Raw genomic sequence first — 14891 nt, forward strand, 5'->3', positions numbered from 1 at the left:
ATGCCTGCAAATTGTTGTGTCCCTACAGGACACATGAAATTGGGGGTTAATTTTTCTCTACCGATATTCTGTACCTACGGCACAGTCCCGTTAGGGACTAAAGGTCGGTAAATATATTAGTTGGAAAAAGAACTATTGCCCCATTAGGGGCAAAACAACTTTTTACCGGACACTAATGTTTAAAATTATTAAATAGATTTTTAGATGTTATCCCGAGGGTTTCGGGATTAGACCGATAGACAAGACAAAATAGAAAACCAGTTGTGTCTAATTATCTTTATAAACTATCCTATCTGTCTAAATTCTAATGATCTATAATCTATAGAATTCTTTGAAAACTAAATTTAAACAGTTACTTAATGTTTTATACGCTGTATGGAAATCTCATGTCTTTAATCATCAGTTGAATGGAAGTGTTTCCATTGAAAACATTTTCTTCAATGGTATAGCAAATGTCAAAATAGTCTCCACTTTTAATCTGCTTAATGTATTTGCCCATTCCAAAACCGATCCCTTGCATAATGGTAGCGGATCCTTCTTCTATCAGCTCCAGTTTAACATGATCCCGATCTTTCCCAACCAGTTTGCTGGTTCCGTAATCCACCACTCTTCTGGTTATAAAAACCGGCTTCATATTTCCCGGCCCATAGGGCGTGAACTGCTTAAGTATTCTGAAAAACTTCGGAGTAATATCCTTGAGCATAATCTCTGCATCAATTTCAATTTGGGGGATTAACTGCTCCGGAAGGATGTTTTCTTCAACATATTTATTAAATCGGCGTGTAAATTCCGGGATTTTCTCTATTTGCATGGTTAATCCGGCAGCATACATATGTCCTCCAAAGTTAACCAGCAGGTCGCTGCACGATTCAATCGCCTTGTAAAGGTCAAAACCTTCTACCGACCTGGCTGAACCGGTGGCCATTCCCTGACTCTGCGTGAGAATTACAGTGGGTCGATAGTAACTGTCCGTAAGTCGCGACGCTACAATTCCGATTACACCTTTGTGCCAATCGGGCTTAAAAAGCACCGTTGTTTTTTGTGCTTTCATCTCCTCACTGGTATCAATTAAATCCAATGCTTCCTGAGTGGTTAACCTGTCAAGATCTTTTCGTGTTTCATTGCAGACATTTATATCCTGACTCATTTTTTCGGCCAAAGACTTGTCTTCGCTGATGAGTAACTCTACAGCGTCACGACCTGATTCAATTCGTCCGGCTGCGTTAATGCGCGGGCCAATCTTAAAAACAATATCGCTGATAAGAAACTCCCGGTGCTCCATGTTTGCAATCTGAATGATGCTTTTCAGTCCGGTTCGGGGGTTTTTGTTGAGTTTGTCAAGTCCAAAGGCGGCTAAAATCCTGTTTTCACCGGTTATTGGAACAATGTCGGAGGCTATGCTAACGGCTACAAGATCCAGGTATTCATACAGGTCATCTTCCGGATAGTTCATGGTTCGGCAAAAGGCCTGCATAAACTTGAAGCCGACACCGCATCCTGAAAGTTCTTTTTCAGGATACCCACAATCATGGCGTTTTGGATCCAGGCAGGCTGCTGCGTCGGGAAGTTCGCTCCCGGGTGTGTGATGATCGCAAACAATGAAATCGATTCCCATTTTTTTTGCCTGGGCAATTTTAGTAACAGCCTTTACACCACAGTCCAGCGAAATAATTAAATGACAACCGGCATCGTGTGCAAACTCAATGCCTTGCATGGAGATGCCATACCCTTCTTTATACCTGTCGGGGATGTAAAATTCAAGATTTTGATAATAATGACGAAGAAATGAGTATACCAATGAAACGGATGTGGTGCCGTCAACGTCGTAATCACCATAAATCATGATTTTTTCGCCATTGCGTATAGCTGACAAAAGCCGTTTCACGGCTTTGTCCATATCTTTCATTAAAAAAGGGTCATGTAATAGCTCCAATGAAGGACGAAAATAGGTTTTCGCATCATCAAAACTTGTAACATTGCGTTGAATCAACAGTTTTGCAAGAATTTCATCTACATTAATAGCATGACTTAATTGCAAAATTAAGTCTTCATCCACCTCATCCTTTATGCTCCAACGTTTTTCCATTACCTGATTTTCGTGCTAAGTTGATCAAGATTGTTCAACAATATTACAAAGATAGGTTTTTTAACACGCCATCCTCACGAAACCTCAAAATGTAATTGAAAAACGTCGGTAAGTTTGTCCTTTACAATCCGACTTATTTCTGTAAAATTCTGATGCTGATTCAGTTCTTTTTCAATGGAAGTAACTCCTTTATCAATAAATCCACATGGATTGATATACCTGAAGTAATCAAGATTTGTATTGATATTGAGTGCAAAGCCGTGCATGGAAACATGCCGGCTTGCTCTTACACCAATGGCGCATATTTTCCGGCTTTGTGCCGGCTTATCGGTATCAAGCCACACACCTGTTGCACCTTCTAACCTTGACCCCGGAATTCCAATCTCTTTTAATGTCAGAATAATGGCCTCCTCCAGATTGAAAATGTACTCCTTGATGCCAAGCCCCATCGCTTCCAGATCGAATATGGGGTAACCCACCAACTGTCCGGGACCATGGTAGGTGATGTCGCCACCACGATTGATTTTATAAAATACGGCATCAATTTTCTTAAGCAGATCATCTGTAATTAATAGATTTGATGGCATGCCACTTTTCCCAAGTGTGTATACATGGGGATGTTCGCAAAAAATCAGATGGTGCTTTACAGGTTTTTTAGATCCGGTATTCTCCCTGTTATTAAGTTTTGTGTTTACAACTTCATCAAAGAGATTTTCCTGATGATCCCATTCCTGCTTGTAATCAACTTTCCCGGGATTGTGGAAAATGGTAGTCTGTTGCATTTTACTCTTTTAACGCGTTAATATGTTTTTCGGCATGATAGGATGATCTTACCAATGGACCGCTTTCCACAAATTTAAAACCTTTTTTTAATCCTTCTATCTCATAAAACTTGAATTGCTCTGGCGTGATATACTCCTGAACCTCCAGGTGAACCGCTGATGGTTGCAGGTATTGTCCAATGGTGAGGACTTTTACCCCCTGATTTACCAAATCGTCCATGGTTTCGAGAACCTCTTCCTGAGTTTCACCTAATCCCAACATGATTCCCGATTTTGCAACAACACCACGTCCGGCAATATGCTTAAGCACATCAAGGCTGACATCATATTTAGCTCTGGAACGGATTTGCGGTGTTAACCGGCGAACCGTTTCCACATTGTGGCTTATCACTTCCGGTTCTGCCTCTATAATGCGGTCAACAAGGTTAGTCATCCCCTGAAAATCGGGAATCAGTACCTCCATGGTTATGCCGGGATTCACCTCTTTCACTTTTTTGATGGTATCCACCCAAACCCCTGCTCCTCCATCGGGAAGGTCGTCACGATCCACCGAAGTGATAACTGCATGCTTAATTTTCATAATCTGGATGGAACGGGCAATTCTGAAAGGCTCTTTAAAATCAACCGGGTCGGGTTTTCCTGTTTTTACGTTGCAAAATTTGCAGGCACGGGTACAGGTATCTCCCAAAATCATGAAAGTGGCTGTGCCCGCTCCCCAGCATTCTGCTGCATTCGGACATTTGCCACTGGTACAAATGGTGTGCAGTTTATGGTCGCGGATGGTTTTGTGCATCCAGCTGTATTCTGAAGTATTGGGAAGTTGAATTTTAAGCCAATCGGGTTTAGATATGCGTCGTTGAATTTTAACCATTTTTGTTGATGTTGTCGTTTTCGATAATCCATTAAACACTAACACTTCGAAGATACATTAATTCTTCGAAGTGTTATGATTTAACGTTTGAAAGCGGAGAATGTTTATCCTACCCACATTACTTTATTGAACTCTGAGAATAAAAACACCAAAAGTTCTGCCGGGGTTATCGGCGCCTGTAATGGCGTTTGGAAATCCGTTGGGCTGGGGTGGCGCAACAGTTCCCATTGGTACAGATACATTACCTCCCTGGTATGTTCCACTGGCTACCGGAGTGCCCCACAAGTCAAATACATTGTAAATTCTGTATGACTGTCCGGTTTGCAGATGGTTTGAAAGATTCACGTTAACCTGACTCTGATCATTCCAGTTATATATGATCAGGTCAAACCGGCCAGAATCGTATTGGTTGTTTTGAACAACAACTTTGGTTCCGGTTGGCAGTTGGTTGGAGTATGAGTTATTTGGAAAATCTGAAGGTTGCGGACCAATCTCTGCACCAAAAAATTGATTGTTTTCGGCTATTGCAGATCGCCATTGTCCTCGCGTATAAGTATTTCCTACAATATAATTATCTCGCAATTCAATAAACTCGTTCCAGAGCGGCGTGCTTCCATCAACGCCCAGAGTGGCGCTGTATCCGAGTCGGAGGCTACGGGCGTTGGCTACCGGCGTCCAGGAGTGATTTCCGATTAAACGTGTACGATCCACCGGTTGATGGCCACCTATCAGGAGTCCGTCTGATTCGCCGTATACACTGGCGCCTTCAATCGAAGCGCCTGTGCGGAACCAGACATTGCGTAAAAAGTCGAATCCTTCAAGATACCCATTTTCAGTATAAGCATGAATTCCAAATCCATATCCAAAGAACAAAATATTATTGGCAATGGTTTTGGTTCCATTCCTGTTTTGAGTGTATATTCCATGACCTCTTCCCCGTTGAGAAAAGAACCCATTGTTGTAAATGATGTTTCCGTATAGCTCGCTGTCAATGGCTCCTGTCCAAAAACCTACGCCCCCTTGATTGTTATGAATAATACAATTGATGAGTTTTGAATTAGGTGCTTCAAATTCCACGCCTCCAACCAGTTGAAGTCGGTTGGTATTGCTATTGGTAATTTCCAGCTCCCTGAATATGACCCACTCGCCCTGTACCAGCAAAGTATGTTGACCTGAACCTGAATGACCGTTAATGGTAACCCTTTTGCCCGGTTCGGCAGCAAAAACAATGTGGTTGTTTCTGGTGCCTCTTACACTGCTAGTAAAACGTCCATTATAGGTTCCCTCTTTGAGAATAATTAGATTTCCCGGAGAAGCAGGCCCATTTGCTCTCAATGCTGTGGCAAGGTCATAGGGATCATTGTATGTGCCTGCCGCATTAGAGCGGCCGTTTGGTGCTACAAAAAAGGCGGCATCAGCCATATTAACAGGCCCGGAGGTTTCATTACCCCCCGTTGTAACAGTCACCGATAACGAACGTGAATTACTTGTTCCACAAGCATTCTCGGCGGTTACCGCAATTGTGCCACCCGATGATCCTGCAGTAACAGTAATGGTGGAACTGTTGTGCCCACCTGTAATACTCCAACCGCTTGGAACGCTCCAATTATACGTGATCCCCGCTGTGTTGGAGACAGAATAAGTGACACCTGATTGTCCGGCAGTAACCTGTGTTGCTCCGGATATAGATGAAGGTCGTGCAGGCGCGTTTCCGGCGATATTGATATGATAATCACTCCCTGATACAGGAGAGGCCGTTACATTTGCATGCTCAACTGCACCCAAGCTATTGGTTACATAAGCTGTAAATCTGAGTTGATCCCCGAAAGCAAAAGGAAAAGTATCTGTTGATTTCAACAGCGTTGCGTCATCATCATAAATAGTTCCCGATAATCCGGTATACCTTATGTTTGGAGAATTTCCTGAAGAACTGCTGCTTTGAATCATTTTAATACTCTGGTTGCCATCCGGAGATTTAACATTCAGCAGAAGGATTTGCTGCCCGGCTCCACTAAATGTAAATGTATGAACACCAGAATCCAGATAATGACGTTCTGTTAAAAGCAAACGTCCCTCTAAGTCATTCACAGACAGAACAAATTCATCGGCACTTTTAACGTGCACATCAAATCGTGTCATATCGGTAAAGGGATTTGGATAGTTTTGCGACACTGAAAACTTTTCAGGCTTCCTGACAGTTCCGTCTCCAACAGACAGTCCTGTTTCGGTTATAACGAAAACATTGTTGGGATAATAGATCGTGGCCGAACCCTGGCGGGTCATATTTTCGATAACAATACTATCGGGATCGGTTATTTCACATTGATAACTGGTGATGAACTCCAGTCTGATTTCATTTGCATGGATATTTATCCAGGCAAAATTAAGGATTGTCAACAAAGTGACGATAATTTTACTGTACATCAGCGCATTAAATTTAAAGGCAGAAACAATCCACAGGATTTTTTCTTCCGTTAATACTTCACATATCATACTTCTCAGAGAAAACGGCAATGGCCGTTTTTTCACGCGAACTTGCCTTTTGGGTTATGGCTGATGCCTGAGTTCTTTTTAAACGTAACTATTGCCTATTTATTTTTACATTTAATGTTAAAGTGATGAGTGTTTTGTGTTAAAAAACATTCAACATACCTTATTATTTACACTTTTTATCATTATAAATTCCAACGATTTTTCGCTTACTTTTTTATATTGAATATTTTGAGGTTATCTTTGCATTTTGTTTTTTGCTACTCACTTTTTTAAGTAAACAATTATTAACCAATGAGTCAGATAGAATTAAGCGAACAGGAGCAAATCCGACGAGATAGTTTAAAGGAACTTTACAAACTGGGTATCAACCCTTTTCCTGCCGATGAATTCCCCGTTACCCATCAGTCAAAAGATATTCTGGATCAATTTGATGATCATCCTGATCAGTTTCAGGAGGTGGTATTAGCGGGTCGAATTATGACACGCAGAATTATGGGAAGTGCTTCTTTTGCGCAGATTAAAGACGGGAAAGGACGCATGCAGGTTTATATTCGTCGTGACGATATTTGTGACGGTGAGGATAAAACCATGTACAACACTGTTTTTAAACGTTTGCTTGACATTGGAGACATCATTGGAGTTAAAGGATTTGTGTTTAAAACACAAACCGGTGAAATATCATTACATGTAAAAGAACTCACCATATTGGCTAAGTCTGTTCGTCCTCTTCCAATTGTAAAAGAGAAAGACGGAAAGATTTACGACGCATTTACCGATCCGGAAATGCGCTATCGTCAGCGTTATGTTGATTTGATTGTGAATGATCACGTAAAGGAGACTTTCCTGGCCAGAACGAAAATTATGAATACCATGCGGAATTTTTTCAATGAGCGTGGTTATTTAGAGGTTGAAACACCCATTTTGCAGGCAATTCCCGGAGGAGCGGCAGCTCGCCCGTTTATTACTCACCACAATGCTCTTAACATTCCGCTATATTTAAGAATTGCCAATGAACTTTACCTTAAACGCCTGATTGTAGGTGGTTTTGATGGAGTTTACGAGTTTGCCAAAGATTTCCGAAACGAAGGTATGGACAGGACCCATAACCCTGAGTTCACCGTTATGGAAATCTACGTGGCTTACAAAGATTATAAGTGGATGATGGATTTTACCGAAGAGATGATTGAACGTGTAGCTCTTGAGCTACACGGTACTACCGAGGTGAAACTGGGAGATAAAATCATAAACTTTAAGCGTCCTTTCAAACGAGTTCCCATGTTGGAAGCCATAAAGGAGCATACCGGGTTTGATGTTTCCGGTATGGATGAGAATGGGTTGCGCGAGGTTTGTAAAAAACTCAATATAGAGGTGGATACCTCAATGGGAAAAGGTAAGCTGATTGATGAGATTTTTGGAGAAAAATGTGAGCATCACTACGTTCAGCCCACATTCATTACCGATTATCCGATTGAGATGTCTCCGTTGTGCAAAAAACACCGCGAAAACCCGGAACTTACTGAGAGGTTTGAGTTAATGGTAAACGGCAAGGAACTGGCAAATGCCTACAGCGAATTGAATGATCCCATTGATCAGTTGGAGCGTTTTCAGGATCAGCTAAAACTTTCGGAAAAAGGTGATGATGAGGCCATGTTTATTGATCACGATTTTGTTCGTTCTTTGGAATATGGTATGCCCCCGACCTCGGGAATGGGAATTGGGATTGACCGTCTCACCATGTTTATGACCAATCAGGAATCCATACAGGAGGTGCTGTTTTTTCCGCAAATGCGACCCGAAAAAAAAGCGGAGAAAGATGGTGACGACAAATTTGAAGCAATAGGAATTCCAGCAGAGTGGATACCGGTGATTCGAAAAGCCGGTTTTCAGAGAGTAAAAGATTTATTGGAAGTTGATAATCCAAATAAATTGCACCAACAATTGTGCGGACTAAATAAAAAGAATAAACTTGGCCTGACAAATCCATCTAGAGAAGAGGTTTCAGAATGGCTTTCGCAAAGTTAAGTGCGTAACAAAAACAATATTATCATGGACGTAACCGCGTCGAAAATCGGAATCATAGGTAGTGGCAGCTGGGCAACAGCCATAGCAAAAATGGTACTAATAAGTTCTGATAAACTGAACTGGCATTTCAGAAGTCCCGAATATATTGAACGTTTTAAAACTGTAAAGCATAATCCCAATTACTTAACATCGGTTTCTTTTGATATTGATAGAATTTCATTTTTTCAGGACATCAATGAACTGGTTGAAGCTTCTGATATATTAATTTTTGCAAACCCATCGGCGTTTTTAAGTCAATTGTTATCCGGGTTGTCAGTGTCTCTTAAAGATAAGTTCATTGTTTCGGCAATTAAGGGGCTTGTACCAGAGCATAAATTAATCATCGCCAGCTATTTTAATAAAATCCATGGTGTTCCACTCGACCAGATTGCAGTTATATCAGGTCCATGTCATGCGGAAGAGGTTGCTTTGGAAAGATTATCATACCTTACCATCGCCTGTCAGGATGTTAAAAAGGGACGCGAGTTTGCTTCCAGATTGCAATGCAGCTTTATAAAGACAGTGGTTTCGGATGATATTTATGGGACGGAATATGCCGCAGTTTTAAAAAATATTATGGCCGTAGCATCCGGGATTTGTCATGGACTGGGGTATGGTGATAATTTTCAGGCAGTTTTAATCTCCAATGCCATACAGGAAATAAAACGATTTGTTGATACCGTGCATCCCATAACTCGTGATATAAAAAGTTCTGCATACTTGGGAGATTTATTGGTTACATGTTATTCACAATTCAGTCGGAACAGAACTTTTGGTACCATGATTGGGAAAGGGTATTCTGTAAAAAGCGCACAACTGGAGATGCTGATGATTGCCGAAGGATACTACGCAGCCAAGAGTATAAAAGAGATAAATGATCGATATAAAGTGAACATGCCCATAACCGATGCTGTTTATAATATCATATACGAGAAGATATCCCCTACCATCGAGATTCGGTTATTAACCGAATCTCTGAGATAAGGAGAAACTATTTCTCAACATCAAAATGCTTAATATCAAATAATTCACACTTAACAATGCAAAAGATTTCAATAGACATTCAGAAAGCCGGAGGCTTTATATCACTCGATGAAGTGAAAAAGCAAGCCGGAAATGTGTTGGCCTGCCAACAAAAACTTCATGATAAATCCGGTGCTGGGAATGATTTCCTGGGTTGGATGGAGTTACCTGAAGCCATCACCAGCGAGGAACTTAAAACCATTAAAGCTACGGCTGACCGGTTAAGCGATCAATCAGAGGTAGTTGTGGTAACCGGAATTGGCGGAAGCTACCTTGGAGCGAGAGCTGTAATTGATGCTCTCTCTAACTCGTTTGATTTTCTGCTCACCGACCGTAAGCGCCCTGTTGTTTTATATGCCGGACAAAACATCGGAGAAGATTACTCCCAAGAACTTCTGGAGTTGTTAAAAGACAAAACATTTTCGGTAGTGGTTATTTCCAAATCGGGAACAACTACAGAGCCAGCCATCGCGTTCCGATTATTAAAAGAACTGCTGGAAAAGAAGCATGGTGCAGATGAGGTGAAAAACCGAATTGTAGCCATCACCGACGAAAGCAAGGGTGCTTTAAGAACACTTGCCGATAGAGAAGGATACCAAACTTACGTTATACCTGACGATGTTGGTGGACGGTTTTCGGTTTTAACCCCCGTAGGTTTACTTCCCATAGCGGTTGCCGGTTTTGATATCGAAAAACTGGTAGAAGGAGCTCGTGACATGGTTAAAGCAACTGCACCCGATGTGAGTTTTGAAGATAACCCTGCAGCAGTTTATGCCGCAGTCAGAAATCTGTTATATCAAAGTGGAAAGAAAACTGAAATCCTTGTAAATTATCATCCAAAACTACACTTTTTGGCAGAATGGTGGAAACAACTCTACGGAGAAAGCGAAGGGAAAGAGAACAAGGGAATTTTCCCTGCAGCTGTAGATTTTACAACCGATTTGCACTCCATGGGACAATGGATTCAGGAAGGTGAGCGTACCATTTTTGAAACAGTTATTTCTATTGAGAATTCCAACCATACCGTTAAAGTTCCTTCTGATAAAGATGATCTTGACAGTTTAAACTATATTGCTGGAAAGCGAATCGATGAGGTCAACAAAATGGCTGAATTAGGCACTTTGGTTGCACATGTGGACGGTGGTGTTCCCAATATCAGAATTTCTGTTCCTCAACTGAACGAATACTACTTGGGACAACTGATTTTCTTCTTTGAAAAAGCTTGTGGAATCAGTGGATATATTTTGGGAGTAAATCCATTTGATCAGCCGGGAGTAGAAGCCTATAAAAAGAATATGTTCGCACTTTTGGGCAAGCCGGGTTTTGAGAAAGAAACTGAAGAAATTCGCAAAAAACTATAGTCCATTGATCTATATAGAAATTAAAAACAGGGATTGCAATGCAATCCCTGTTTCTCTTATAAATGAATTGATTCTTACTTTCTTTCAACAGTTTCATACGAAAACTGTAAGTTGGTTTTAGGATCGGTAAATGGACCTTCCATCATTACACTGTTCCAGTCGTCTCTCTTAATTTCAGGAAACCATGTATCCACATCATCAAATTTATGATGAATGTGCGTAAAATAGATGCGAGTGGCTACCGGCATGAAAATGTCATACACTTCGCCTCCTCCTATTACAAAAAGTTCTTGTTCTTTTCTGCACTTGTCCAACACATCTTCTATGGTGCGAGCCATTTCACAACCATTACAAGTCAATTGTGGGTTACGGGTTAAAACGATGTTTCGTCTGTTGGGCAAAGCTCCGTTTGGCAAAGATTCGTAGGTCTTTCGTCCCATCACAATAGGATGGCCTGTGGTGAGTTGTTTAAACCGTTTTAAATCGCCACTTATATAGGCAAGTTGGTCGCCATTAAAGCCTATTCCGCCTTTTTTGTCAATAACCACTATAATTGAAATATGCATAGTTGATTTTGCTAATGGTTTAGAAATAATTATACAGCAATATCGCCTTTTATATGGGGGTGAGGTTCGTACCCTGTTAATTTAAAGTCTTCAAATACAAAATCATCTATTGATTTTACATTAGGATTGATTTCCATTTTTGGTAATGGTCGTGGATCCCGGGTTAATTGGAGATTTACCTGATCTAAATGATTCAGATAGATATGTGCATCACCTAAAGTATGCACAAAATCACCAGGCTTAAGGCCGGTAACTTGTGCCATCATCATGGTTAAAAGCGCGTATGATGCTATGTTAAAAGGAACTCCAAGAAAAATGTCAGCACTGCGCTGATAAAGCTGGCAACTTAACTTTCCATCGGCCACGTAGAACTGGAATAAAATGTGACAAGGAGGCAGTTGCATCTCATCTATCTGACCTGCATTCCATGCACTCACAATATGCCTTCTTGAATCGGGACTGTTTTTTATGGAATCAACAACTTGCTTAATCTGGTCAATATGCCCACCATCATAAGACGGCCATGATCTCCACTGGTATCCATAAATGGGACCCAACTCCCCGTTTTCAAGTGCCCACTCATTCCATATTCTCACTCCGTTTTCCTGAAGATATGCCACATTGGTACTCCCCTTTAAAAACCAGAGTAATTCGTAAATAATGGACTTCAGATGCAATTTCTTTGTCGTTACAAGTGGAAAGCCATCCGAAAGATCAAACCGCATCTGATGTCCAAAAACACTCAATGTCCCTGTTCCTGTGCGGTCTTCCTTGCGAAATCCCTCTGTGGTAACTCTTTTTATAAGATCCAGATATTGTTGCATTTTTTTATTGTTTCAAATCAATGGTTGTCATAATTGGGAAATGGTCTGAATAATCCAGGGGTAAACGTTCAAAATTAAACGATTCAAACTGTGGATCATGAAAAATGTAATCGATCCTGAAAGAAGGTAACCTTCCGTTGTATGTCCCTCCAAAACCTACGCCCGACTCACGAAAGGCATCCTTTAAATTGCCGCGCATGGTTCGGTAAACATACGAAACCGGAGTGTCGTTAAAATCGCCACAAACAATCACCGGGTAGGGTGAGTTCTCAATATGCCTGGCCAGAAACTCTGCCTGACTTGACCGGGATTTAAAAGCCCTGGTAATTTTTTGTGAGATGTTTCGTAATCCCTGTCTCTGACTATCAGTCATGCGGAAATCCAAACTATCAAGAACGCTCAATTCATGATCCTGAAATCCAATGGATTCAAGATGTGTGTTGAATACGCGAATCACCTTTCCATCCACATTTATATCAGCATAGCTTGCCATGTTTAAGGAGTTCTCAAACCTGATGGCATTGCCATTTACTATGGGATGCTTTGAAAATATGGCCAGTCCGTAACCTGTATTTCCACGATGAGTTCTGAGATAATCAACTTGCCGGTATCCATATTTTCTGAATTTTGCAATAATAGCGGTAGGCGTGTATTCATCACGCCTCATGCTGGTAAAATACTCCTGAAAACAGATGATGTCTGGATCTTTTCTAAGAATATATTCAAATATGGCTTCAGGCGCACCATCCATCCCGGAATGTTTGTAAAAATCAAACATTCGTGTGTTGTATGACATGATGGTAACCGGGCGCTCCAGCTGCTGAATGTTATCAATGGTTTTTGCACGAAACTGAAAAGTGTTGTTCCAATGCTGCAATGAGATGGCCAATACCACAAAAGGAATCAGAGATAATAAACTCTTTCTTATTAGCAGCCAACCCAGGATAACCAGATTCAGTAACCAAAATACCGGAAAGGCAAATCCGGCGAAGGCAAAAATATGCAAACGCGCAGGGCTAACATATGCTGTGAGAACCGACAGAAGTAACAATGCTGCCGGTATAAACACAATAATTAATGATATGGAATATATTAGCTTTTTCAACTTTCTAAATATAATGCATTAATCATTCTCCTGACTTGCTTCAAACAGTATTTTCTTCTCTTCTGCGGTGAGGCTGTCATAACCGCTGGTTTTAATCTTCTCCAGAATTCTGTCCACCTCTTTCAATCGTCGCGTTTTAATGGCATTGTATTCCAGGTCGGATAACGGTCTTTTGTGCGTAACTTTCAGATTTTTTTTCCTGGCAAATAACTTCGACATTTCAGATTTCTTGAAGTGTGACGGAATTCCAGAATAACTTCCGGTACCTTTTTTACTCCATTGCCATCCTAAATAGAGTCCCACAACGGCTCCTCCCATATGGGCAAGATGCCCACCTGTATTACTCAACGCCGGAATACTTATTAAATCAATGATAAAGGCTACCAGTGCAATGTATTTTAACTTTACGGAGCCAAAGAACAACAGAAATACCGTGTGATCGGGGCTATATCGTGCCACAGCAAACAATATGGCCATAACAGACGCCGATGCTCCAAGCAGTATGGATGAAGGAACCACATTATAAAAAGCCGGAACCAGGTTGTAAGCCAACAGGTAAACGGCAGCCCCTGCAATCCCTCCCAAAAAATAAGTTTTGAGGAATAAACGGGATCCTATAATTTGAAGAAATAGTCTCCCAAACCAATACAGATAAAGGATGTTAAACAGAACATGAATAAAATCGAAATGAAGGAACATGTAGGTTAAAACCGTCCACGGCCTTACGAGCAGGCGTGCCGGCTCTGATGGCACCGAAAAAAAGGCCAGCCAGGGACGAATGGCATCAGGCGACCAGCCGCTGAGCACCAAAAAAAGCTGAATGAAGCGAAAAGCCAAAAACACACCAATGTTGATGTAAATCAACCGGGTGAGGATGGTTCCGTATCTGAAGGATTCCTTAATTTCTCTGATAATGCTCATAATCTGTTAATAAATCCCCTTCTTCTGCCAGTATTTTATTAATATAAAACCCCATAACATTCCACCCAAGTGGGCAAAATGAGCCACATTCAAATGTCCCATATTTACGGATGTGAATCTGCTAATTCCCAGGAACAATTCCAAAACTCCATAGAAAATTACAAAATATTTTGCTTTTATGGGTATAGGCGGAAATAATAACATCAACCTGGTATCGGGGAAGAGCATTCCAAATGCAAGCAGAATTCCGAAAACAGCTCCCGAGGCTCCAATGGTAATATGACTGTTAAGAAAATCGGTGCGAAATCTCATCAATGAATCAATAGCCACCTCTCTGCTTATTTCCTGGTTCGGTTGCAGCACGAAGAACTGACTGAGATTTTCGTGTGTGGGGTTATTCATTGCATTCGTGATCTCTTTTAACACAGGTACAATCTCAATATACTGAACCGTAAGGTGAATAAGAGCTGCGCCAATTCCGGTTACAAAATAGAAAATCAGAAATCGTTTGGGTCCCCATACCATTTCCAACATCCGCCCAAACATAAAGAGGGCGAACATGTTAAAAAAGACATGGTAGAATTGAGGGTAGGCATGTAAAAACATATATGTAACCAACTGATAAGGCTGGAAATTGTCTGCCATAGGCACATGTAGCCCCAGAATCTTTTCAAATCGAATGCCTAAATTCTGTGCCAGCATGATGCTGGCCAGAAAAAATATCCCGTTTATTATCAGTAGATTTTTAACTACCGGAGTCAGTGATCCAAAGGGTGATGCTCCGAAATTCATATCGTA

The 14891-nt window shown here is 41.1% G+C and carries 12 protein-coding genes; 3 read left to right on the plus strand and 9 right to left on the minus strand.

The genetic code is table 11. The features are described 5' to 3' along the window. Window positions 1–364: 364 nt before the first annotated feature. From recJ to EV194_RS02010, 4 genes are all read right to left on the minus strand, one after another. On the minus strand, window positions 365–2086 hold the full coding sequence (recJ, locus tag EV194_RS01995) for a single-stranded-DNA-specific exonuclease RecJ (RefSeq protein ID WP_132431554.1): 1722 nt from the start codon (window positions 2084–2086) through the stop codon (window positions 365–367). A gap of 74 nt (window positions 2087–2160) precedes the next feature. Further along, entirely contained in the window at window positions 2161–2868 is a 708-nt protein-coding gene (gene lipB, locus EV194_RS02000; RefSeq protein WP_132431556.1) for a lipoyl(octanoyl) transferase LipB, read from the minus strand. Window position 2869: 1 nt separating this feature from the next. Next, a complete protein-coding gene (gene lipA, locus EV194_RS02005) occupies window positions 2870–3784 on the minus strand; it encodes a lipoyl synthase (protein WP_317128684.1) in 915 nt (304 codons plus the stop codon). A 78-nt stretch (window positions 3785–3862) separates the two neighbouring features. Next, entirely contained in the window at window positions 3863–6163 is a 2301-nt protein-coding gene (locus tag EV194_RS02010) for a hypothetical protein (protein ID WP_132431560.1), read from the minus strand. Between the two features lie 360 nt (window positions 6164–6523). Between EV194_RS02010 and lysS the strand changes: the two genes are divergently transcribed. From lysS to EV194_RS02025, 3 genes are read left to right on the plus strand one after another with little or no spacing between them, the layout of a single operon-like run. Then, the gene (gene lysS / locus EV194_RS02015) at window positions 6524–8254 is read left to right on the plus strand and encodes a lysine--tRNA ligase (RefSeq protein ID WP_132431562.1); all 1731 of its coding nucleotides are present in this window, start codon (window positions 6524–6526) and stop codon (window positions 8252–8254) included. Between the two features lie 24 nt (window positions 8255–8278). Further along, the gene (locus tag EV194_RS02020; RefSeq protein WP_132431569.1) at window positions 8279–9277 is read left to right on the plus strand and encodes an NAD(P)H-dependent glycerol-3-phosphate dehydrogenase; all 999 of its coding nucleotides are present in this window, start codon (window positions 8279–8281) and stop codon (window positions 9275–9277) included. Window positions 9278–9333: 56 nt separating this feature from the next. Continuing rightward, window positions 9334–10677, plus strand: a complete 1344-nt coding sequence (locus EV194_RS02025; protein ID WP_132431571.1) for a glucose-6-phosphate isomerase — start codon at window positions 9334–9336, stop codon at window positions 10675–10677. A 74-nt stretch (window positions 10678–10751) separates the two neighbouring features. Here the strand turns inward: EV194_RS02025 and EV194_RS02030 are convergent, their stop codons facing one another. The 5 genes from EV194_RS02030 to EV194_RS02050 are packed head-to-tail and all read right to left on the minus strand — an operon-like array spanning window position 10752 to window position 14885. Continuing rightward, complete coding sequence (locus EV194_RS02030; RefSeq protein WP_132431573.1) at window positions 10752–11243, minus strand: dihydrofolate reductase; 492 nt, start codon at window positions 11241–11243, stop codon at window positions 10752–10754. 29 nt (window positions 11244–11272) lie between these two features. Next, window positions 11273–12067: a thymidylate synthase gene (locus EV194_RS02035; protein ID WP_132431575.1), complete on the minus strand. Its 795-nt coding sequence runs from the start codon at window positions 12065–12067 to the stop codon at window positions 11273–11275. 4 nt (window positions 12068–12071) lie between these two features. Further along, window positions 12072–13172, minus strand: a complete 1101-nt coding sequence (locus tag EV194_RS02040) for an endonuclease/exonuclease/phosphatase family protein (RefSeq protein WP_132431577.1) — start codon at window positions 13170–13172, stop codon at window positions 12072–12074. A gap of 18 nt (window positions 13173–13190) precedes the next feature. Then, entirely contained in the window at window positions 13191–14093 is a 903-nt protein-coding gene (locus EV194_RS02045) for a rhomboid family protein (protein ID WP_132431579.1), read from the minus strand. A gap of 6 nt (window positions 14094–14099) precedes the next feature. After that, window positions 14100–14885: a rhomboid family intramembrane serine protease gene (locus EV194_RS02050; protein WP_132431581.1), complete on the minus strand. Its 786-nt coding sequence runs from the start codon at window positions 14883–14885 to the stop codon at window positions 14100–14102. Window positions 14886–14891 lie beyond the last annotated feature (6 nt).

The organism is Natronoflexus pectinivorans, assembly GCF_004345615.1.
In the GTDB taxonomy this organism is placed as follows: Bacteria; Bacteroidota; Bacteroidia; order Bacteroidales; family Marinilabiliaceae; genus Natronoflexus; species Natronoflexus pectinivorans.